A 20774-nucleotide genomic window follows, 5' to 3' on the forward strand; every position below is an offset into this window, starting at 1 on the left:
ACATCGCCATGCCTCATTTCGAGGAATTCTACGCCAACAAACTGCGGGGAGGCCTGGGCGTCGTCGATGCCGAGGCCGTTCTCGATCTGCGCGGCGCATCCCGCGAGAAGGCCGCCGCCTCGATCCAGGACATGCTGGAACGTAGCCGATTCGCGCATGCGAAATCCGTGGCCGTGCGTCTCGATTCTCCGCCGGAGGGCGGCGGTGAAACGCTGTTCCAACCCATCGGCAAGGCGCTCCTGGAAGCCAAGAAGCGCGGCTGGATCGACCGCCTGCAGACCCTGCCGGCCAGCGATGGCTTGGGATTCTACGTGATACTGGCAGGCAAGCCGGAGCGCGGAGCCTAGAGACTTACGCCCGAGCGGCGGATCGGGCACGGGGGCGCCGCCGCAGGCTGCGCAGGAAACCCGCGAGCAGCAATATGCCGCCCCAAACGACGAGAAACCCTGCTGCCGTGGCGAGAAGGCCCTCTTCCGTAACCGGCATGGCAGGCTCGAAGTCGCGATACGCGCCTTCCATCACGTCCTTGTCGCCGTCACGAACCATGAACGCGATGCGCGCGAACGAGCCTGCTTGCAGCATGGCTTCGCGATGGGCCTGCAGCCGCCGGAGGCGGTCCACGTTTCCTTCCATCGCGATGCCCTGGCGGCTCACGAAATCGTCCGGATTGGAACGCAGGCGCGCGATGGCGCTCTCCTGCGTTTCGCCGTTCGCAGTGGCCCCCGCATCGAATTGCGCAATCACCCGGCTGAGCTCATCGATCGTGCCGCCGAGGCGCTGGCGGTACTGCTGGGAATATTCCGGCAGCTGCGAAGCCGTGACGCCGCCCAGAAGCCCGAGGCCGAAGGCGATGATGCGAACAATCCGTGACAAGCGTGACCTCCTCGACGATCAAAGCACGGCGAGGATATCTTGTTCCGTCACTTCATCGAGGGGTTTTTGCACCTTGAGCGCACGGGTCTTCTGTCCCGGCGCCATCACCAGAATCACGGTCTCGATGCCGGGGCAGCCCGGATCGTTGCAGGCGATCTCATTGACGGCGAAGGCTGTCTCGGGAGAGGCCTGCAGGGCTGCGCGGGCCATCTCCTTCACACGCTCGATGGCTTCCCGGTCGGCTTTTGGGAGACCGAATGTGCCTCTCAGGAAAGCTCCGAACAGGGCCACGGGCGACCTCATGGCAGGGTCAGGATGCCGGCCTGACCGTCCTCGCAGCCGAAAGCGAGACGCCGGCCGGCCTTGTCCCAGGCCATAGCCGTGACGCCGCTGCCCTGGACAGCGGGGCGCACGAGAAGCTCGGAGGCGTCAGCCAGGCGGATGAGCAGGATGCAGCCGTCCTCATAGGCGACCGCCAGCACGGGGGTATTGGGATGAAACGCCACGCGGCTGACCTTCGCGGGCCGCACGCCGCATTCGCGGGGCGCCTTGCCCATGGGGCCTTCCTTCGATTCGAAGGGCCAGATGATGGCGGCTTCGGCGCCGGAGGTGGCGAGCCACTTGCCATCGTGCGACCAGGAGAACGAGCGGGTCTTCGACGGATAGCCACTCATGCGCATGTGACCCTTGTCGGGAATGAGACGCCAGCCGTGGAGCGCATTCTCCTGCATGGAGGTCACCACGAAGCGGGCATCGGGCGACCAGATCACGTCGAGATGCGAGCCCTTCCAGTCGAGCAGTTCGGGCTTCGACTCCACATTGGGGAACCACAGGGTCGCGCCGTTGTAGTGTGCAATCGCGAGGCGATAACCCTTGGGCGCGAAGGCCAGACCGCGCGCGGTGGAGGGAACCTCCAGCGTCTTCTCGCGGCCTTTCTCGTCGCGGGCGAACACGCGCTTGCCGGCGGCATAGGCAAAGGCTCCGCCGGGGATGAGCGCCAGCGAGTCGATCCAGGCGCCCTTGGCTTCCGCCAGCGTTGCGGTGGAGCCGTCCGGCCCCGTGACGGCCACCCGGCCATCGTCCCCGCCGGTCACGAATCGCTCGCCGTCGCTGGCGCCGACGAGAATGCCCGCATCGGGATGGGCCTCCACGCGGTGGGTCTGGCCGTCCTTGACCAGCAGGACGCCGCCATCGCCGAGGCCGAAGGCGGCGGTGCCCCCCAGCCAGCCGAGGGCGGTCACATGTGCGTCCGCCGCCACGGTTGCGACGCTGTGTGTCAAGGATGGAGCGGTACCATTACTCATCGAGCGATCCCCTTCAGATGGGTTTCCCATAGCATGCTTGGAGGGTGGACAGGCAAGGCGAGGCCCTGGGCGAATTCATGGGCGATCGGTCTCCCATCGAACATCGGGGTTAAGCCTTCTGGGCCATGGCCGCGACGCCATGGCGGTCCCATCATAGGTCTCTCGATGTTTGGGAGCTGCGGCATGAAGATTTTGGGCGTGATTGCTTTCGTCATGACGGCGCTCGGTTCGATGGGTGTCTCCGCGCAGACCACGAGCGGGTTTCCCTCACAAGAAGGCGTCGCCTCAAATCAGCGGGCCGCCCACAAGGCCGCCTGCGAGCGAGACGCCAGACTCATCTACCGGCAGGGCAGAAATCTTTCGTCCGAATGGCAGCAGCAGGTGAAGGCGACCCGCAAAGCCTATGTCCAGGACTGTCTGGCGAAAGCCGGCTTCGCGTCATAAGCCGTCGCCGGGAGCAGGAGGCCTGCTCCCAGAATGAACGCTGCTAAAGCATCGGACCCAAAAGTGGACTTGCACTTTTGGGACCCATCCGATGCTTTCTCCTGAGACGAGAGCATCGTTCGACGCGGAAAACCGGGTCCACTTTTCCACACGATGCTCTAGGCCGCGCAGGCCAGGAAGCCCTCGCGGATCGCCTTCTCGTTCAGATTGCGGCCGATGAAGACCACCTTCGAGGTGCGCTTCTCGCCCGGCTTCCAATCGCCCTGCACATCGCCGTCGAGGATCATGTGCACGCCCTGGAAGACGAAGCGCTTCGGCTCGTTCGGAAAGGCCACGATGCCCTTGCAGCGCAGGATGTTCGGACCCTCGACCTGGGTCAGATTGGAGATCCACGGCATGAACGTCTCGGGGTTCACCTCGCCATCGATGGAGGCGGAGACGGACTGCATCTCCTCATCGTGATGATGGTGGTGACCCTCCTCCAGGAAGTCGGGTTCGAGCTCGATGATGCGGTCGAGATCGAAGGCCTTGCGGTCGAGCACTTCGTTCAGCGGCACGGCCGCGTTCTGCGTGCGGTGGACCTTGGCGTAGGGATTGATGGCGCGGATGCGCGCCTCGACCTCATCGAGCTGCTCGGGCGTCACGAGATCGATCTTGTTCAGAATGATCACGTCGGCGAAAGCGATCTGGTTCTTGGCCTCGGGGGCGTCCTTCAGGCGGTCGGACAGCCACTTGGCGTCGGCCACCGTCACCACCGCATCGAGACGGGCCATGTCGGACACGTCCTGATCCATGAAGAACGTCTGGGCAACAGGCGCGGGGTCCGCGAGACCCGTGGTCTCGACGATGATGGCGTCGAATTTGCCCTTTCGCTTCATCAGGCCGTCGAGAATGCGGATCAGGTCGCCGCGCACGGTGCAGCAGATGCACCCGTTGTTCATCTCGAACACTTCCTCGTCGGCGCCGACCACGAGCTCGTTGTCGATGCCGATCTCGCCGAATTCGTTCACGATGACGGCATATTTCTTGCCGTGAGGCTCGGTGAGGATGCGGTTGAGGAGGGTGGTCTTACCGGCGCCGAGATAGCCTGTGAGGACGGTGACGGGGATCTTGTCGGTCATCGGATGGTTCCAGGAAACTCAATGGAGGGCTGCCTCTGAACGGGCAGGGGCAGCAGGGGTTCAGCTCGACAGGGCCGTGCTGAAAGCTCTTATATTGTGTCTCATCATGTCAATGTAAGTGCCGGCAGGACCATCGGGCCCAGAGAGGGCGTCGGAATAGACCCTCTCGCCGATCTTCGCTCCGGTTTCCGCGGCGATCCGCTCCATCAGGCGGACATCGGAGACGTTCTCCACGAAAATGGCGGCGATCTTCTCGCGCTTGATCTGCTGGATGATCCGGGCCACGTCCTTGGCGGAGGCCTCCGCCTCCGTCGACACGCCCTGCGGAGCGACGAAGACGATCCCGTAGGCGTCTCCGAAATAGCGGAAGGCGTCATGGGAGGTGATGACCTTACGCCGTTCGGCCGGAATGCCGGCGATCAGCCCCTTCACCTCGGCCTCCAGGGCATCGAGCTTGGCCAGATAGGCGGCGGCATTGGCTTCGTAATCAGCTTTGCCGTCAGGATCCGCCATGGCCAGGGCGTCACGGATATTAGCCACGTAGACCTTCGCGTTGCCGATGTTCTGCCAGGCATGGGGATCGATGCCATGGCCATGGTCATGGCCATGATCGTCGTCTCCCTCCAGCAGCTTCGCGCCCTTGGATGCTTCGACCTTCGCGGCCTTGGTGCCGGAGGATTTGACGAGGCGGTCGATCCAGCCCTCGAATTTCAGGCCGTTGGTGAAGACGATCCGGGCCTCCGCCAAGCGACGGCCGTCGGCGGGCGTGGGCGAATAGACGTGAGCGTCCCCGTTTGGGCCGACGAGGGTCGTGACCTCGGTGCGCTCGCCGCCCACGTTGCGCACGAGATCGCCGAGGATCGAGAAGGTCGCCACGACCTTGAGTTTCTCAGGGGACTGCGCAGCGGCGGGCAGTGAGGAGCAGCCCCATAGCGCGAGCGCTCCCACAAGCAGGGACAGGGCGTTTCTTCTCGTCGGCATGACGGATCCTTCCGTGAGGTTCAGGCTTCCAGGTGCTTGCCCGGCCAGGCGAGCCAGAGCACGCCGCCCTCCCGGCCCAGGAGCAGGGAGGCCACGTACACGGCGCCGGCCGAGAGAATGATCGCTGGTCCCGCGGGCAGCTCCGCATGGAAGGAGAGCAGAAGGCCCCCGATCCCCGATGCGATGCCGATGAGGATGGACACGATCATCATCAGGGTGATGTCGTTGGTCCAGAAGCGGGCGGCCGCGGCGGGCAGCATCATCATGCCGACGGCGAGGAGGGTGCCGAGCGCGTGGAACCCGCCGACGAGGTTCATCACCACGAGGCCGAGGAAGATGAGATGCGTGGGCGTTCCCGCGCGGCTGACCGAACGCAGGAAGATCGGGTCCACGCATTCGAGCACAAGAGGGCGATACAGGATGGCGAGGGCCAGAATCGTCAGGCTCGAAATGGAGGCGAGCAGCAGCAGCGTGTTGTCGTCGAGCGCCAGCACGGTGCCGAAGAGCACGTGCAGGAGATCGATGTTCGAGCCCCTGAGGGACACGATGGTGACGCCGAGCGCGAGCGACAGCAGATAGAAGGCTGCGAGCGAGGCATCCTCCTTCAGCGACGTGAATCGCGAGACGAGCCCCGCCGCCATGGCGACGATGACGCCTGCCGCCAATCCCCCGATGGTCATGGCGGGAAGCGACAGGCCGGCGAGGAGATAACCGACCGCTGCGCCCGGCAGGATCGCATGCGCCATGGCGTCGCCCGTCAGGCTCATGCGGCGCAGCATCAGGAACACGCCGATCGGGCCGCCGCCGAGCGCGATGGCGATCACGCCCACCAGCGCGCGCTGCATGAATTCGAATTCGGCAAAGGGAGTGAAAGCGATGTCGAGCACAGCCGGGTTCTCTATGCAGCGCCGCGTTGGCACACATCCGCATGCGGATCGTACGCCTCGACCATGCGGCGGGCCTTGAGGAGGTTTTCCGCGCTCAGCACCTCGGGCGTCTCCCCCCAGGCGACGGGCTCGCGGGCGATGAGCAGCGACTTCGGAAACACGCGCCGGACCATGTCGAGATCGTGCAGCACCGCGATCACCGTGCGCGATTCGTCGTGCCAGCGGCGCACGAGATCGAGCAGATCGGCCGTGGTCTTGGCATCGATGGCGGTAAACGGCTCGTCGAGCAGGATCACCGGCGCATCCTGCAGAAGCAGGCGCGCGAAGAGCGCGCGCTGCATCTGGCCGCCGGAAAGCGTGGAGATGGGGCGGCGCTCGAAGCCGATGAGGCCGACGGAGGCCAGGGCCTCCTCGATCGTCGTGCGATCCTTCGCCGAGACGCCCCCGAAGAGCCCCGACCGGGACCAGAGCCCCATGGCGACGAGATCATAGACGGAGAGCGGGAAGGAGCGGTCGATCTCGGCCGCCTGCGGCAGGTAGGCGATCTCGGAGGAGGGGCCGTCGAGGCGGATATGGCCTTCGAGAGGTTTCAAGGTGCCGACGATGCCCTTGAGCAGGGTCGACTTGCCCGCCCCATTGGGGCCGACCACGGCCATCAGGCTCCCGGCGGGAATGTCCCCATCGAGGTGATGCACGGCGGGCCTGCGGCCGTAGCCGAGGGTCACTTCTTCGAAGCGGATGGCGGTGGCGGGCGCAGACATGGCTGTTACCTTATCACCTGCAGGACCAGCAGCCACAAGGCTGCCAGGGTGGCGGCAGCACCCGCCAGTCGCTGCCAGACCGAGAGCCGCAGCAGCGAAAAGGTGGGGGCCGCGGCGACGACCCGAGGCCCGTGGCGATGGTGATGACCGTGGTGGTGACCGTGCGACATGTCTCCACACATAAACCGGATCTACCGTCATTTCCAGGGTCGTATAGTATTTTATACGCCCCTGTTAACGCCGTGGTTTATAAGCGAAATCTTAGAACGCCGGGTGGTACTGGTAGAGCCAGGTTTCGCTCAAGACCTCGTCGCCATTACGAAGATAGCAGCGCATTTCCACCGGCTCGGTGCCGGTGACGGTCAGGTCGAACTGGGTCCGCCAATGGCCGGGCACGTTGTCGGGCACGGCTTCGGTGATAAGGTTCGAGAACTCGCCGCGGGAGGCCGTGAGCACGGGCTTCGGGATGACGCCGCTGGGCAGCTTGGTCAGCGGCTCGCCGAGGAATTCTACCATGAACTTGCGCACGCCCTTGGGGCGCACGGTGCCGGCCTGCCCGCCATTGCCGAATCGGGTCGCGACAACGCGGGCGAGCGGGGTCGGGTAGGGTTCATCCGCCGCCCAGTGCATGCGATAGCGGAATTCCAGGGCCTGACCTGCCCGGGCAGGCTCGGCAGGGACCCACATGGCCACGATGTTGTCGTGGATCTCGTCGTCGGTGGGAATTTCCACGAGCTGGATGGTCCCCCGGCCCCAGGTGCTCATCGGCTCGATCCAGAGCGAGGGGCGGCGGTCGTAATACACGCCGTCGAGGTAGTGATCGAAGTTCCGGTCGCGCTGAAGTAGGCCGAACCCCCTCGGGTTCTCGTCGGAGAAGGCCGAGGTGATGATGCGCGGCGGATTGTTGAGAGGGCGCCAGATGCGCTCGCCGGCGCCGGTCCACATGGCAAGGCCGTCCGAATCGTGAATCTCCGGGCGCCAGTCGATGGCCGTGGTCTTGGACTTCTCCGAGTACCAGTACATGGAGGTGAGGGGCGCGATGCCGAGCCGCGCGATGTCCTGGCGCAGGAAGAGGGCGCAGTCGAGATCCATGATGACGGCGGCGGCACGCTTCATGACAAACCGATAGGCACCCGCTACGCTCGGCCCGTCGAGAAGGGCGTAGATGGTGACCGTGTCCGAGTCCGGCTGCGGGGTCTCGAAATAGATATGGGTGAAGTTGGGGAATTCCTCGGGCTTGCCGTGCACCGCCACGTCGACGGCGAGGCCGCGGGCGGAGAGGCCGTATTGATAAAGTTCGCCGATGGCGCGGAAATAGGACGCGCCGAGGAAGGCCACCCAGTCGTTCTTCCGCCAATCGAGCTTGCCGTCACGGGCCTCCTGGAAACGGAAGCCGGCGAAGCCCGTGTTGTCCGGGAGTTTGCGGGCCGGCGAATCCGCCGGCATGTCGAAATACTCGGTATCGTAAATGATCTCGCGGGCCTGGCCGTTGTCCACAACATGCATGCGCACCGGCTTCTGGAAGAAGCGCCCCATGTGGAAGAAGGTGACCGGGAACTTGCTGGGGCCGTTGGCCCAGAGGGCGAGGTCGGTCTTGAACCTGATCTTCCCGTGCGCGTCGTAGTCGATCTGGTAAAGGATCTCGGGCGAGGGGCTCGGCGGAGCCGTATAGGCCGAGCGGGCCATCGCTTCGGCCTGCTTCTTCAGTTCGTCGAACGAGAAGGAGGCCGGCGCTCCCATCTTCAAACCCTGCTGCGCCAGAGCTGAACCTGAAAAACCCTGGGCGGCCAAGGCGGCCGTGGCGGTGGCGGTCTGGAGAAACTGGCGGCGGTTGAGCATGGATCGCGATGTATTTGGTTGTGGAGAGACGGACCCCTACCGACCAAGGTGGCAGGATTAAGTCACTCTTAGCCCCTTGAGAAAACTTCGTCAGCAGCCAAACTAGGCGCGCACACAGGCACCGCTACGGCAGGTGCCATAGATAGGGAGTACGTAATGCATCGAAAAGTTATGCGCCGCCTCGTGGGCGCGGCCACCGCTCTGGCCCTCGCCGGAGCGAGTATTCCGGCCCAGGCCCAGGATTTCATCAACATTCTGACGGGCGGTACCTCGGGCGTCTATTACCCCCTGGGCGTGGCTCTCTCAAAGGTCTTCACGGAAAAAGTTCCGGGCGCGCGGCCATCGGTTCAGGCCACCAAGGCTTCGGTGGAAAACCTCACGCTGCTGCAGCAGGGCAAGGGTGAGATCGGCTTCACGCTCGGCGACAGCCTGGCGATGGCCTGGGAGGGCAACGAGGAGGCGGGCTTCAAGAGCAAGCTGGACAAGCTGCGCGGCGTCACCGCCATCTACCCGAACTATATCCAGATCGTCGCCACCAAGGAGTCCGGCATCAAGTCGCTGGCGGATCTGAAGGGCAAGCGCCTCTCGGTCGGCGCGCCGAAATCCGGCACCGAGCTCAACGCCCGCGCGATCCTCCATGGCGCCGGCCTGTCCTATCAGGATCTCGGCAAGGTCGAGTACCTGCCCTTCGGCGAATCCGTCGAACTCATGAAGAACCGGCAGCTCGACGCCACCCTGCAATCGGCGGGCCTCGGCGTGTCCTCGATCCGCGATCTCGCCACCTCCGTGCCGATCGTGGTCGTGGAGATCCCGGCCGACATGGTGGCCAAAGTCGGCTCGCCCTACATCAAGGCAACAATCCCGGCGAACACCTATGAAGGCCAATCCGCGCCCGTGGCGACGGCTGCCGTCGTGAACTACCTCGTCACCCATTCCGGCGTGAAGGACGAGACGGTCTACCAGATGACGAAGGCCATCTACGAGAGCCTGCCCGAACTCGCCGCCGCTCACGCGGCCGCGAAGGACATCAAGCTCGAAAGCGCTCTCTCCGGCATGCCGGTCCCGATGCATCCGGGCGCACAGCGCTACTTCGACGAAAAGGGCGTGAAGAAGGCTCCCTAATCCTTTCGACGGATTTACATTCCAGCCGGGGCGGCGCACCTGCCCCGGCTTTCCTATGACAAGAAGAACGATCTTTCGAAGAGAGGATCTCCATGAGCCAGGGCATGAATGCGTCCGAGATCGCAACGCTCGAGCAGCCGTCCGCGCCTGCCAATCCCGAGCATGGCCTGCCGGAGAACTTCGGCGAGGGCATTCCGGGTAAATTCCTTTTCTGGGTCGCGGTGGCGTTCTCGGCCTTCCAGATCGTCACGGCCTTCGGCATCCCTCTCGATCATCCGATCATCGCCAACATCACGCCGCTCTACCTCGCCGGCGCGGCTCTCGTCGCCTGGGCCGGGTGGCTCGTCTTTCGGCGCCTGAGCGGCCGCAGCGTGATCGACGGGGCACTGGCGCTCATCGCGCTTGCCGTCGCCTATGCGCTGATCTTCAAGTTTCCGGGCAGCCTGCCGAGCCAAGTGGTGCGGACCCTGCATGTGGGCTTTCTCTGCCTCGTTGCGGGCGCCATGCTGGCAAACCACAAGGCGCGCAGTCCCGCCACGCGGGTGATCGGCTGGATCGTCGGGCTCATAGGCTTCGGCATCGGCGTCTATCACTGGGCGCTCTATGAGCAGCTCGTGGTCCGCGCAGGCGAGCTCACGCAGGCCGATCTCGTCGTCGGCATCACGGCCATCGCTATTCTTTTCTATCTCGTCTGGCGCGTCATGGGGCCGGCGCTTCCCATCGTCGCCGGCATCTTTCTCGCCTATTGCCTGTTCGGCAATTATCTCCCGGCTCCCTTCGACCATCGCGGATATTCGCTCGAACAGGTGATCGAGCACATGTCCTTCGGCACCGAAGGGCTTTACGCGACGCCGACCCTGGTGTCCGCCACCTACATCTTCCTCTTCATCCTGTTCGGCGCCTTCCTCGAACGCGCGGGCATGATCCAGCTTTTCACCGACGTGGCGATGGGGCTGTTCGGCGGCGCCAGGGGCGGGCCCGCCAAGGTGGCCGTGTTCTCCTCCGCGCTCATGGGCACGATCTCGGGCTCGGGCGTGGCGAACGTGGTGTCCACGGGGCAGTTCACCATCCCGCTCATGAAGCGTTTCGGCTACAAGCCGGAATTCGCGGGCGGCGTCGAGGCGACCGCGTCGATGGGCGGCCAGATCATGCCGCCGGTCATGGGCGCAGTGGCCTTCATCATGGCCGAGACGATCGACGTTCCTTATGTCGAGATCGTGAAGGCCGCGATCATTCCGGCCATTCTCTATTACGCCTCCGCCTTCCTGGCTGTTCATCTCGAAGCCGGTCGGGCCGGCCTTCTCGGAATCGCGAAATCGGAACTGCCGAGCGCGGCCCGTGCGCTCAAGGAGAAATGGCACCTCATCCTGCCGCTCGCGGTGCTCGTCTATCTTCTCTTCTCCGGCTACACGCCGTTGTTCGCGGGCTCGATCGGCCTTGCGCTCACGGTGGTGCTGATCCTCGCGAGCGCGCTTGCGCTGGGTCTCGTCAACGAGACGGTGCGTCTCGTGTTCTGGATCGGCCTCGGCCTTCTCGCCGCGGCCTTCCTCTGGGCCGGCGTAACGCTCGTTCTTCTGCTCGTCGGCGTCCTGGTTCTCCTGAGTCTCTTCGTGCGCGGCGGGCCCGAGACACTCGAGGCGTGCCGCGATGCGCTGGCGGACGGCGCCCGTCAGGCGTTGCCGGTCGGCTTGGCCTGCGCGGTGGTCGGCATCGTGATCGGCACGATGACGCTCACCGGCGTCGGCACGATCTTCGGAAACTGGGTGGTGTCCATCGGGCGCGACTCGCTCATCACGTCGCTGGTGCTCACGATGATCGTGAGCCTCATCCTCGGCATGGGCATTCCGACGATCCCGAACTACATCATCACCTCGTCGCTTGCCGCACCAGCCCTGCTGACGCTCGGCGTGCCGCTCATCGTCTCGCACATGTTCGTCTTCTATTTCGGCATCATGGCAGACCTGACGCCGCCGGTGGCGCTGGCGGCCTTCGCCGCCGCCCCCATCGCGAAAGCCTCGGGCTTCAAGATCGGGTTCCAGGCCCTGCGGATCGCGCTGCCCGGATTCATTATCCCTTACATGGCCGTCTACGATCCGACGCTCATGATGCAGCCGGTGGAGGGGCTCTCCGGCGCGGCGTTCTGGGCCAGCGTCGCCTACATGGTGGTGAAGGCAGCGCTCGCCATCCTGCTCTGGGGCGCAGCCTCCGTCGGCTATCTCAATGCGAAGATGCCCTGGTGGGAGCGCCTCGCGGCGGCCATCGCGGCGGCCTTCCTCGTGCTGGCGCTGCCGGTCACGGATGAGGTCGGCTTCGTCCTCGCCGCGCTCGTGCTCGGCTTCCACTTCTGGCGTGCGCGCCGGACAACTGCGACCGTGGTCGCCCGCTCGTGATCTGCCTCGTCGCGAGCAAGGTCGTCGCGCCTCTGATGGCAGGCGCGATGACCCTCGCCTGGACGCATTCGGTCGAGAAGATTGTCTGGGAGGAGGATTGGCGCGCTACCCCCGCAGGGCTTGAACTGGTAGAGGCGCGGGTCAGGGGCTCGGGCGCGGGAATGGAGCCGCCGCCGGAGGCGCGGCTCGTCGATGGGGCTTGGGCCTGGAAGCCGGGCCTGCCCCCTCAGGAGCAGGTGGTCATGCGCCGCTCGGGCGCCACGGCGGATTGGCGGATCTGCATCGAAGGCCAATGCCGCCCGATGGAGGCCTATGTGCCGCCGGAGGCCGACCCGGTCGTGATGAGGGTCTGCAAAGACAGTCCCTGATTACTCGGCGAGAGGCTCGACCGCGACGCACCGGCGCCAGAGATTTACAAGGAAATAGAGGGCGAGCAGGCTGAAGAGGCCCATGAGCACATAGCCCACGATGTGGCCGAGTTCGAACAGTCCCGCGATGGCCCAACCGGCGGAAATGGCCACGCCGAAGACCTCCGCACCGACCAGAACCATGATGCTGATGAGGGTGATGAGGTTGCGCCAGTTGGTGCTTTTCGCCTGAGCCACGGTACCATTACTCCATTCTCTGCCGGAAGGGACTACCCTAAACGCCCCCTCCGGTGCAAGGTTCGCCTGAAATTTCACTCCATCGCTTGATCCTTGAGACATGTCCGAAACCCCTGTTTTCTCGACCGCCGCCGTCGCCGCTCCCCATCGGCTTGCCGCCGAGACCGGCCAGACGATCCTAGCTTCCGGCGGCAACGCCGTGGAGGCGATGGTGGCGATGGCCGCCACCATCGCCGTCGTCTATCCGCATATGAACGGTTTGGGGGGAGACGGCTTCTGGCTGGTGCGGGAGCCGAAGGGGCGAGTCCACGCCCTTGATGCCTCGGGACCCGCCGGATCGCTCGCCACCATCAGACGCTATCGGGACAAGGGCTATGACAGCATTCCTCCGCGCGGGCCCGATGCGGCGCTCACCGTGGCAGGCGCCGTCAGCGGCTGGGGCCTCGCGCTGGAACTCGCGAAGGCCCTCGGCGGGCAATTGCCGCGCGACATGCTGCTCGCCGATGCCGTTCGCTTCGCCCGTGAGGGTTACGCGATCGGGGCCGCCGAGGGGCGCAACCGCATGCTGGAAGAGGCCGCGCTCTTTTCCGCTCCCGGCTTTGCCGAGGCCTTCCTGAAGGACGGCAAGCTGCCGCCCGCGGGCGAGATCCGCCGTTCGCCGAAGCTCGCGGATGCCCTCGAACAGCTCGCCCATGCGGGCTTCTCCGACTTCTACCGAGGCGATGTGGGGCGCGAGATCGCCGCCGATCTGGAGCGCATCGGCAGCCCGATCACCCGCAAGGACATGGAGACCTATCAGGCCCGGGTGGTGAAGCCGCTCTCGGTCGCGCTGACGCACTCGACCGTCTACAACATGCCGCCGCCGAGCCAGGGGCTCGCCACGCTCCTCATGCTCGGCGTGTTTCACCGGCTCGACGTGAAGCACGGCGAGACGCCGGAGCATCACCATGGCCTGATCGAGGCGGCCAAACGGGCCTTCGCCATTCGCGACAAGGTCGTCACCGACCCGCGCGAGCTCACCCACGATCCCGCCTCCTTCCTCACGCCGGCCGTGTTCGAGAAGGAAGCGGCGATGATCGAGGCGCGCCGCGCCGCGCCCACTCCGGTGCGACCGGCCGAGGGCGATACGATCTGGATGGGCTGCATCGACAAGGACGGTTTGGCGGTGTCCTACATCCAATCCGTCTATTGGGCCTTCGGCTCCGGCTGCGTTCTGCCGGGAACCGGCATTCACTGGCACAACCGGGGCTTGGGCTTCTCGCTCGACCCGAGCCGCCGGAACCCGCTGGAACCGGGGAGAAAGCCCTTCCACACGCTCAGCCCGGGGCTCGCCGTGTTCAACGACGGACGCGTCCTCTCCTACGGGACCATGGGAGGCGAGGGGCAGCCGCAGATCCTCGGGCAGATCTTCACGCGCTATGCGGATTTCGGCATGGGCCTCGCGGACGCCGTCGACGCGCCGCGCTGGCTCTTCGGGAAGACCTGGCAGGCGCCGTCGTCGACGCTCAAGGTCGAGGATCGCTTCGATCCGAGCCTCCTGCGCGTGCTCTCGAGCTATGGCCACCCGGTCGAGGAGCTGGGCAAACCTTACGCGGATGCCATGGGGCATGCGGGCATGCTCGTGAAGCACCCCCGCAACGGACGCGTCGAAGCCGTGCACGATCCGCGCGCGGACGGCGGTGCGCTCGGGCTTTGACCCGTTCGACCGCGGATCAGCTCAAGAGGCCGATTAGCAGGCTCGCGCCCAGCACCAGCACGAAGGCGGCCGCGATCAGCTCGATCCCGGCGATGGCGATCGCGCCCATCGCGCCGCGCCCGCCCGCCATCCTCAGGGCCAGATTCTTGGCGAAGACGGCAATGGCCGCGATGGCGCTGGTGGTGAGGGCGGTCCCGAGAGCCATGGCGAAGGTGGCCGCGATGCCGGCGGCGAAAAGGCCCTGCGCCAGGGAGAACACGAGCACGATGAGCGCCCCCGCGCAGGGGCGGATGCCCGCGGCGAGCGCGACGCCCGCCATGTCGCGCCAGCGGGTGAGGCGATCGATCTCCTCGGGCGGCGGCATGTGGATATGATCGCAGCTCTCCTCCTGCGCCGGAGCCAGAGGATTGCGCGCGAGCGCCAATACGCCCAGCACCTTGCCGCTCTTGCGCCAGGTGATCACGAGGCCCAGCAGGGCGACCGCGATGAAGCTTATAAGCTCCACGTTCATGGCGAGCTTGTTCATGGTGGCAGCCGTGGCGCGCAGCACGAGGTTCACCGTGCCCACGATGAGAATGGCGACTGCCGCCTGCACGAAGGCCGCCGCGAAGCTCAAGGCGAAGCCTTTGCGGAGCGCCTTTTCGTCGGCCACCAGATAGGCCGAGATCACGCTTTTTCCGTGCCCCGGCCCCGCCGCATGGAAGACTCCGTAGGCGAAGCCGACGACAAGAAGCGAGCCCAGGGCCGCGCCGCTCTCCTTCATGGCGCGCACGCCCGCCTGAAGGTTGGCATAGAAGCCGGATTGGATGGACAAAAGCCATGCCCCGAGATGGCCCGAGGGTGCGGCTTCCCGAATGCCCATGCCGAAGGGACTGCGGGGAGGCGGGGCGCTGATGGGGCCGATCCAGAGCGCGAGAAGCGCCATGGCCGCCGCCACGATGGCCGTCGCAGCAGCCGCCAGGACAAGCCGCTGCCAGAAACGTGCCGGGCCGGAGACGGGAGAAGCGAGCGGAGCGGACGTCACGGACATGCGATGATCGCCTTGTTCGAATATTCCACGCTGAAAGTCGCGTTTGGCGCCGCCGTCTGGATCGCGCCCTCGTCCTGGAGAATCTTCAGCATGGCGGCATCGAGCGGCTTCGCCTTGGCGATGTTCGTCACACAGCCTTGGGGCGCGTCGGCCAAGGTCACCGAGGTTTGATCGGGAAGGCTGAAATAGACGAAGAAGGTCGGGTCGTCGATCTCGATCGCCAGAGCGCCGGTTACGAGAGCTGGGGTCTTCAGCGGCAGAAGGAAGGTCATGGTGACCTGATTGCCGTCCATGGTCATCCGGGCCTCCCGCGGATTCGTGAAGGCCTGCGGCTTCCCATGCACCTTGAGGCTCGTGAAATAATCGAATTCCGAGAGGCCGCCGGCGTTCTCGTCCGCCAGATCCTGCAGTTCCTCCGGCGTCAGCTTGCCGTCGCCGTCCTTGTCCAGCCCTTGCGTGACATAGGCGGTATAGGCCTCGTCGAAGGTCCATTGATGGCGGATGCCCGTCACTTTTCTGTCGGGGGTAAACACCACCTGCGCCCTCGCGGTGATCCACACATGAGGATGGGCGAAGGCCGGCACGCTGAGCCCTGTCGACAGGAGAACGAGGCAGAGGACGGGACCAAGGCGGATCTTCATGCGTTGCCTTCTAAAGCGACGCTTCCAGGGCCTCTGGAAGCCTGAACCAGGATCTAGACGCTTCAAGGTTAATGGAGGCGAAACGAGGGCTGAGGGCAGAATCGGCTCGATTGACGTGACTGAGTAATTATGTCAGCCTTGCTGACGTAATTATCAAAACCAAGAAGAACCGGACCGAACCGGCGGGTGGGGCAGAGGGCTCCAAGGAGGTACGGCATGGCCGAAGGTCATGTGGCGCTTCGTAGCGTTACGCTGGACGACAAGTACGATCTGACCAAGGATCATGTGTTCATCACGGGCACGCAGGCCGTCATCCGCATGCTGCTGATGCAGCGCGAGCGGGACAGGCTCGCGGGCCTCAGCACGGCCGGCTTCGTCTCCGGCTATCGCGGCTCGCCCATCGGCGGCCTGGACCAGAACCTCTGGCGGGCCAGGAAGTGGCTCGAGCAATCCAATATCGTCTTCCAGCCCGGCCTCAACGAGGAACTCGCGGCCACCGCGATCTGGGGATCCCAGCAAGCTGAGATCCGGGGCGACGGCAAGTACGACGGCGTCTTCGGCCTCTGGTACGGGAAGGGCCCGGGTGTCGACCGCTCCGGCGACGTGTTCCGCCATGCCAATATGGCAGGCTCCTCCCAATACGGCGGCGTGCTGGCCCTGATGGGCGACGACCATACGGCGGAATCCTCCACGGTCGCGCATCAATCCGAATTCCACTTCGTCGACGTGATGATCCCGATCCTGAACCCGGCGGGTGTTCAGGAAATTCTCGATTACGGCCTCTACGGCTATGCCATGAGCCGCTTCTGCGGCACCTGGGTGGCCTTCAAATGCGTGAAGGACAACATCGAGTCCACCGCCTCCGTGGACGGCTCCCTCGACCGCGTGAAGATCATCCTGCCCGACGATTTTCTCATGCCTCCCGGCGGTCTCAACATCCGCACCCGGGACGGCGTGCTCGACCAGGAGGCGCGCCTCCAGGATTTCAAGCGCGACGCCATGCTGGCCTTCGTGCGCGCCAACAATCTCAACCGCATCGTTCTCTCCGGCGGGCGCACTCCGAAGATCGGCGTGATCACCGTCGGCAAATCCTATCTCGACGTGCGTCAGGCTCTGGACGAGCTCGGCCTCGACGAGGTGAAGGCGAACGACATGGGCCTTCGCCTCTACAAGGTCGCCTGTCCCTGGCCGCTGTCGCAACGCGAGCTGTTGGACTTCGCGCAGGGGCTCGACAAGGTCATCGTCGTCGAGGAGAAGCGCTCGCTCATCGAAGTTCAGCTGCGCGAGGAGCTCTACGGCACCGCCAACCAGCCGCTCTGCATCGGCAAGAAGGACGAGAGCGGCAATTGGCTCTTCCCCGTCAAGGGCGCCCTCGACCCCAACGACATCGCCATCGTCATCGGCGAACGACTGCTCGCCTATCACAATAATGACGACCTGCGCGGCCGGGTGGCGCGGCTTCGCCATGCGCAGGAGGTGCTGAAGGTCACGAGCGACGTGGCGAACCGCGTGCCGCATTTCTGTTCCGGCTGCCCGCACAACACGTCCACCAAGGTGCCGGAGGGCATGCGCGCCTATGCGGGCATCGGCTGCCACTACATGGTGCAGTGGATGGACCGCTCCACCGACGGCTTCACCCAGATGGGCGGCGAGGGCGCGAACTGGATCGGCGAGGCGCCGTTCTCCAAGCGCGGACACGTGTTCCAGAATCTCGGCGACGGCACCTACAACCATTCCGGCATCCTGGCCCTGCGCTGGTCGATCCACACCAAGACCACCGTCACTTACAAGATCCTCTTCAACGATGCCGTCGCCATGACCGGCGGCCAGAAGCACGAGGGCGGGCTCACCGTCGACATGATCGCCCGCCAGGTGCGGGAAGAAGGTGTGGAGCGTATTGCGCTCGTTACCGACGAGCCGCACAAATACCCGAAATCGATCCGCTGGCCTGCGGGGATGACCATCCACCACAGGGATGAACTGGACGCCGTGCAGCGGGAGCTGGCGCAGATCTCTGGCGTCTCAGTGATGGTCTACGATCAGACCTGTGCGTCCGAGAAGCGCCGCCGCCGCAAGCGCGGCGAGTTCCCGGATCCGGACAAGCGCGTGATCATCAACGATCTTGTCTGCGAGGCCTGCGGGGATTGCTCCGTGCAGTCGAATTGCGTCGCCGTGCAGCCGGTGGAGACCGAGTTCGGCCGCAAGCGCCAGATCGATCAGTCGAACTGCAACAAGGATTTTTCCTGCGTGAAGGGCTTCTGCCCGTCCTTCGTGACGGTGCATGGGGCCAAGGTGAAGAAGGCGGTGCCGGAGACGGTCGCCACGGAGGGCATGTCTTTCAAGCCGCTGCCCGATCCGCTGCTTCCTGCGATCGACCGCACCTTCAACGTGATCGTCACGGGCGTTGGCGGCACGGGTGTCGTGACCATCGGGGCGATTCTCGGCATGGCGGCGCATCTCGAGGGCAAGGGGCTCGGCATGATCGACATGGCGGGCCTCGCGCAGAAGGGCGGCGCGGTCTACAGCCACGGGCGCCTCGCCAACCGCCAGGAGGACATCCATGCAATCCGCGTGAGCGCGGAATCGGCGCATCTCGTTCTCGGCTGCGATCTCGTGGTGACGGGAACCAAGAAGGTGCTCGCCTCCGTGAAGCAGGGACAGACTGCGCTCGTCGTGAATACCGCCGAGGTCATGCCCGGCGAGTTCACGCGCAACGCCGACTTCTCGCTGCCGACCGAGCGCCTGAAACGCGCCATCAGGAGCGCCGCGGGCGACGACGGCGTCGCCTTCGTCGATGCGACGGCGATCGCCACCGCGCTTCTGGGGAATTCGATCGCGGCCAACATGTTCATGCTGGGCTACGCCTATCAGACGGGGCGCGTGCCGCTCCATGCCGAGGCGATCGAGAAGGCGATCGAACTGAACGGCGAAGCGGTGAAGATGAACCTTTCCGCCTTCGCCTGGGGCCGCCGCGCGGCCGCGGAGCCTGAGCTCATCGCGACGATGATGAGCGAGCTGAAGGCGCCGAATGACGAGCTGAAGATCTCCGAGACCCTGGACGAGGTGATCGAGCGTCGCGCCCAGTTCCTGACCGCCTATCAGAGCAAGCGTCATGCCAGACGCTACCGCATGCAGGTCGAGCGTGTGCGCGAGGCTGAAGCCAGGGCTGTTCCGGGTTCGACCGCACTGACCGACGCGGTCGCGCGCTCGCTCTTCAAGCTCATGGCCTACAAGGACGAGTACGAAGTGGCCCGTCTCTACACGGATGGCCATTTCGAGCGGCAGGTGGCCTCTACCTTCGAGGGTGAGAATCTGCGTTACGAGTTCCACATGGCGCCGCCCGTTCTGGCAAAGAAGGATCCGGTGACGGGCCTTCCGAAGAAGAAGAGCTTCGGACCCTGGATGATGAAGGCCATGCGGGTCCTGGCGAAGTTCAAGGGCGTGCGCGGCACGCCGCTCGACGTGTTCGGCTATACGCACGAGCGTCGCACCGAGCGGGAGCTGATCCGCGAGTTCGCCGGGCGCATCGACGAGATCGTGGCGAAGCTCAATGCGGACAATCACGCAATTGCGGTCGGCCTCGCCGCCATTCCGCAGAAAATTCGCGGCTTCGGCCACATCAAGGAGCGGAATCTGAAAGCCGCGAAGGCTGAAGAGGCGGATCTCCTGGCCAAGTTCCATGCCGAGCCGCCGCAGCCACTGCCGGTTGCCGCGGAGTGAGAAGAAATCGCTCCGTAGGTCTCATGTATTTCACGTCATGGCCGGGCTTGTCCCGGCCATCCACCTTTGAAGAGGCAGTGCGTTTCTAAGGCGTGGATGCCCGGCGCGAGGCCGGGCATGACGAGGGAGAGAGGATTCTTCAGCCTTATGCCTGGCTCACCTCCACGAAGCTCCTGGCGACCTTCGGCACGTTCTCCTCGTTGAGGCCCGCGACGCACATGCGGCCTGAGCCTACGAGATAAACGCCGTCCTTCTCGCGCATGGCGCGGACCTGCTGTTCGCTCAGGCCCGTGAAGCTGAACATGCCGCGCTGGTTCAGCAGGAAATGCACGTCCACTTCGTTCGACAAGCCGCGGATATGCTCGGCGAGGAGCTTGCGCATCGCATCCATGCGGGTGCGCATCTCGTCGACTTCGCGAACCCATTGCGCGCGCAGTTCCTCGCTGCCGAGCACGGTGGCGACGAGCAGGCCGCCTGTCATCGGCGGGCTCGAATAGCTGCGGCGCACCGCGAGCTTGAGCTGTCCCAGGACGCGCTCGGCCTCGTCCGCATCGCGGCAGACGACGCTCAAGCCGCCGCAGCGCTCCCCGTAAAGCGAGAAGTTCTTCGAGAAGGAATTGGCCACGAGGCAGCTCGCGCGCTCGGCATAGCGGCGCACGAAAGCGGCATCCGCCTCGACGCTGGTGCCGAAGCCCTGATAGGCCATGTCGAACACCGCGATATGGCCCTTGGCGATGAGCACATCGGTCACGGTGGCCTGCTGCTCCTCGCTCAGATCGACGCCGGTCGGGTTGTGGCAGACGGGCTGGAGCACCACGATGGAGCCGCTCTCGGCGGCTTCCAGCGCCTTGATCATGCCGTTGAAAGCGACCGACCGGCTGGCGCGGTCCCAATAGGGATAGGTCGTGGTCTTGAAGCCGGCACGCTGGAAGAGGCCGTGATGGTTCTCCCAGGTCGGATCGCTGACGAGAACGGCGCGGCCCGGCGTATGCTTCGCAAGGAAATCGGCCGCGATGCCGACGGCGCCCGTGCCGCCGATGGTCTGTATCGTCGCGACGCGCTTGTCCGCGAGTGCCGGATGAGCAGCGCCGAAGACCAGCTTCTGCACACCGTCGCGGTAGCCGGGGTGACCGTCCATGGGGAGATAGGGACGCTCGGCGAACCCGATGCGCTCATAGGCCGTCCTGACGGAGCCGAGGACGGGAATGCGGCCCTTTTCGTCCGTGTAGACGCCGATGCTGAGATTGACCTTCTCCGTGCGGGGATCGGCCTTGAAGCTGTCGTTGAGGGACAGGATCGGGTCGCCCGCGAAGGGCTCCACATGTCCAAACAGGGATTCCGTCATGCTGATCTCCAGGTT

At 65.0% G+C, this 20774-nt stretch carries 19 protein-coding genes; 7 read left to right on the forward strand and 12 right to left on the reverse strand.

Going from position 1 to position 20774, the window contains the following annotated elements; genetic code table 11:
- Positions 1–8 precede the first annotated feature (8 nt).
- Positions 9–347, forward strand: coding sequence for a hypothetical protein (locus ACS5Q0_RS22625; RefSeq protein ID WP_473128912.1), 339 nt, complete (start codon positions 9–11; stop codon positions 345–347).
- Between the two features lie 4 nt (positions 348–351).
- On the opposite strand, the gene ACS5Q0_RS22630 is transcribed toward ACS5Q0_RS22625, so the two are convergent.
- The 3 genes from ACS5Q0_RS22630 to ACS5Q0_RS22640 are packed head-to-tail and all read right to left on the reverse strand — an operon-like array spanning position 352 to position 2177.
- The gene (locus tag ACS5Q0_RS22630; protein WP_473128913.1) at positions 352–873 is read right to left on the reverse strand and encodes a DUF2937 family protein; all 522 of its coding nucleotides are present in this window, start codon (positions 871–873) and stop codon (positions 352–354) included.
- 18 nt (positions 874–891) lie between these two features.
- Positions 892–1164 carry a hypothetical protein gene (locus ACS5Q0_RS22635; RefSeq protein ID WP_473128914.1) on the reverse strand — a complete coding sequence of 91 codons (273 nt, stop codon included), beginning with the start codon at positions 1162–1164 and terminating at the stop codon, positions 892–894.
- Between the two features lie 8 nt (positions 1165–1172).
- A complete protein-coding gene (locus tag ACS5Q0_RS22640) occupies positions 1173–2177 on the reverse strand; it encodes a WD40 repeat domain-containing protein (RefSeq protein ID WP_473128915.1) in 1005 nt (334 codons plus the stop codon).
- A gap of 183 nt (positions 2178–2360) precedes the next feature.
- Between ACS5Q0_RS22640 and ACS5Q0_RS22645 the strand changes: the two genes are divergently transcribed.
- On the forward strand, positions 2361–2621 hold the full coding sequence (locus tag ACS5Q0_RS22645) for a hypothetical protein (protein WP_473128916.1): 261 nt from the start codon (positions 2361–2363) through the stop codon (positions 2619–2621).
- 158 nt (positions 2622–2779) lie between these two features.
- Here the strand turns inward: ACS5Q0_RS22645 and ACS5Q0_RS22650 are convergent, their stop codons facing one another.
- From ACS5Q0_RS22650 to ACS5Q0_RS22670, 5 genes are all read right to left on the reverse strand, one after another.
- The gene (locus ACS5Q0_RS22650; protein ID WP_473128917.1) at positions 2780–3742 is read right to left on the reverse strand and encodes a CobW family GTP-binding protein; all 963 of its coding nucleotides are present in this window, start codon (positions 3740–3742) and stop codon (positions 2780–2782) included.
- 60 nt (positions 3743–3802) lie between these two features.
- Positions 3803–4723, reverse strand: a complete 921-nt coding sequence (locus ACS5Q0_RS22655; protein WP_473128918.1) for a metal ABC transporter substrate-binding protein — start codon at positions 4721–4723, stop codon at positions 3803–3805.
- Positions 4724–4743: 20 nt separating this feature from the next.
- Positions 4744–5610 (reverse strand): metal ABC transporter permease, encoded by an 867-nt coding sequence (locus ACS5Q0_RS22660; RefSeq protein WP_473128919.1) that lies wholly within the window; start codon positions 5608–5610, stop codon positions 4744–4746.
- 11 nt (positions 5611–5621) lie between these two features.
- Positions 5622–6371, reverse strand: a complete 750-nt coding sequence (gene aztA, locus ACS5Q0_RS22665; protein WP_473128920.1) for a zinc ABC transporter ATP-binding protein AztA — start codon at positions 6369–6371, stop codon at positions 5622–5624.
- A gap of 261 nt (positions 6372–6632) precedes the next feature.
- Entirely contained in the window at positions 6633–8210 is a 1578-nt protein-coding gene (locus ACS5Q0_RS22670; protein ID WP_473128921.1) for an OpgD/OpgG family glucan biosynthesis protein, read from the reverse strand.
- Between the two features lie 156 nt (positions 8211–8366).
- Here ACS5Q0_RS22670 and ACS5Q0_RS22675 point away from each other — a divergent pair, with 156 nt between their 5' ends.
- From ACS5Q0_RS22675 to ACS5Q0_RS22685, 3 genes are all read left to right on the forward strand, one after another.
- A complete protein-coding gene (locus ACS5Q0_RS22675; protein WP_473128922.1) occupies positions 8367–9332 on the forward strand; it encodes a TAXI family TRAP transporter solute-binding subunit in 966 nt (321 codons plus the stop codon).
- A 92-nt stretch (positions 9333–9424) separates the two neighbouring features.
- The gene (locus tag ACS5Q0_RS22680) at positions 9425–11722 is read left to right on the forward strand and encodes a TRAP transporter permease (protein WP_473128923.1); all 2298 of its coding nucleotides are present in this window, start codon (positions 9425–9427) and stop codon (positions 11720–11722) included.
- Positions 11719–12090, forward strand: a complete 372-nt coding sequence (locus ACS5Q0_RS22685; protein WP_473128924.1) for a DUF1850 domain-containing protein — start codon at positions 11719–11721, stop codon at positions 12088–12090. The genes ACS5Q0_RS22680 and ACS5Q0_RS22685 overlap by 4 nt, the downstream gene beginning before the upstream one ends.
- On the opposite strand, the gene ACS5Q0_RS22690 is transcribed toward ACS5Q0_RS22685, so the two are convergent.
- Complete coding sequence (locus ACS5Q0_RS22690; RefSeq protein ID WP_473128925.1) at positions 12091–12327, reverse strand: hypothetical protein; 237 nt, start codon at positions 12325–12327, stop codon at positions 12091–12093. It lies immediately after the preceding gene.
- A 100-nt stretch (positions 12328–12427) separates the two neighbouring features.
- Between ACS5Q0_RS22690 and ACS5Q0_RS22695 the strand changes: the two genes are divergently transcribed.
- Positions 12428–14023, forward strand: a complete 1596-nt coding sequence (locus tag ACS5Q0_RS22695; protein ID WP_473128926.1) for a gamma-glutamyltransferase family protein — start codon at positions 12428–12430, stop codon at positions 14021–14023.
- A gap of 16 nt (positions 14024–14039) precedes the next feature.
- Here ACS5Q0_RS22695 and ACS5Q0_RS22700 read toward each other — a convergent pair whose 3' ends face one another.
- On the reverse strand, positions 14040–15053 hold the full coding sequence (locus ACS5Q0_RS22700) for a nickel/cobalt transporter (protein ID WP_473128927.1): 1014 nt from the start codon (positions 15051–15053) through the stop codon (positions 14040–14042).
- Entirely contained in the window at positions 15044–15694 is a 651-nt protein-coding gene (locus ACS5Q0_RS22705; RefSeq protein ID WP_473128928.1) for a DUF1007 family protein, read from the reverse strand. Before ACS5Q0_RS22705 ends, ACS5Q0_RS22700 begins: the two co-directional genes overlap by 10 nt.
- 216 nt (positions 15695–15910) lie before the next feature.
- On the opposite strand from ACS5Q0_RS22705, the gene ACS5Q0_RS22710 reads away from it, so the two are divergent.
- Entirely contained in the window at positions 15911–19414 is a 3504-nt protein-coding gene (locus ACS5Q0_RS22710; RefSeq protein ID WP_473128929.1) for an indolepyruvate ferredoxin oxidoreductase family protein, read from the forward strand.
- Between the two features lie 145 nt (positions 19415–19559).
- On the opposite strand, the gene ACS5Q0_RS22715 is transcribed toward ACS5Q0_RS22710, so the two are convergent.
- The gene (locus ACS5Q0_RS22715) at positions 19560–20759 is read right to left on the reverse strand and encodes an amino acid aminotransferase (protein ID WP_473128930.1); all 1200 of its coding nucleotides are present in this window, start codon (positions 20757–20759) and stop codon (positions 19560–19562) included.
- Between the last annotated feature and the right edge of the window lie 15 nt (positions 20760–20774).

The sequence above is a fragment of the Microvirga sp. HS2 genome, from assembly GCF_055792805.1.

Excerpts from the sequence above, each read along its gene's own strand:
- ACS5Q0_RS22625 (WP_473128912.1), top strand. The coding sequence starts at position 9 with ATGCCTCATTTCGAGGAATTCTACGCCAACAAACTGCGGGGAGGCCTG.
- ACS5Q0_RS22640 (WP_473128915.1), bottom strand. The coding sequence starts at position 2,177 with ATGAGTAATGGTACCGCTCCATCCTTGACACACAGCGTCGCAACCGTG.
- ACS5Q0_RS22645 (WP_473128916.1), top strand. The coding sequence starts at position 2,361 with ATGAAGATTTTGGGCGTGATTGCTTTCGTCATGACGGCGCTCGGTTCG.
- ACS5Q0_RS22650 (WP_473128917.1), bottom strand. The coding sequence starts at position 3,742 with ATGACCGACAAGATCCCCGTCACCGTCCTCACAGGCTATCTCGGCGCC.
- ACS5Q0_RS22655 (WP_473128918.1), bottom strand. The coding sequence starts at position 4,723 with ATGCCGACGAGAAGAAACGCCCTGTCCCTGCTTGTGGGAGCGCTCGCG.
- aztA (WP_473128920.1), bottom strand. The coding sequence starts at position 6,371 with ATGTCTGCGCCCGCCACCGCCATCCGCTTCGAAGAAGTGACCCTCGGC.
- ACS5Q0_RS22670 (WP_473128921.1), bottom strand. The coding sequence starts at position 8,210 with ATGCTCAACCGCCGCCAGTTTCTCCAGACCGCCACCGCCACGGCCGCC.
- ACS5Q0_RS22675 (WP_473128922.1), top strand. The coding sequence starts at position 8,367 with ATGCATCGAAAAGTTATGCGCCGCCTCGTGGGCGCGGCCACCGCTCTG.
- ACS5Q0_RS22680 (WP_473128923.1), top strand. The coding sequence starts at position 9,425 with ATGAGCCAGGGCATGAATGCGTCCGAGATCGCAACGCTCGAGCAGCCG.
- ACS5Q0_RS22695 (WP_473128926.1), top strand. The coding sequence starts at position 12,428 with ATGTCCGAAACCCCTGTTTTCTCGACCGCCGCCGTCGCCGCTCCCCAT.
- ACS5Q0_RS22700 (WP_473128927.1), bottom strand. The coding sequence starts at position 15,053 with ATGTCCGTGACGTCCGCTCCGCTCGCTTCTCCCGTCTCCGGCCCGGCA.
- ACS5Q0_RS22705 (WP_473128928.1), bottom strand. The coding sequence starts at position 15,694 with ATGAAGATCCGCCTTGGTCCCGTCCTCTGCCTCGTTCTCCTGTCGACA.
- ACS5Q0_RS22710 (WP_473128929.1), top strand. The coding sequence starts at position 15,911 with ATGGCCGAAGGTCATGTGGCGCTTCGTAGCGTTACGCTGGACGACAAG.
- ACS5Q0_RS22715 (WP_473128930.1), bottom strand. The coding sequence starts at position 20,759 with ATGACGGAATCCCTGTTTGGACATGTGGAGCCCTTCGCGGGCGACCCG.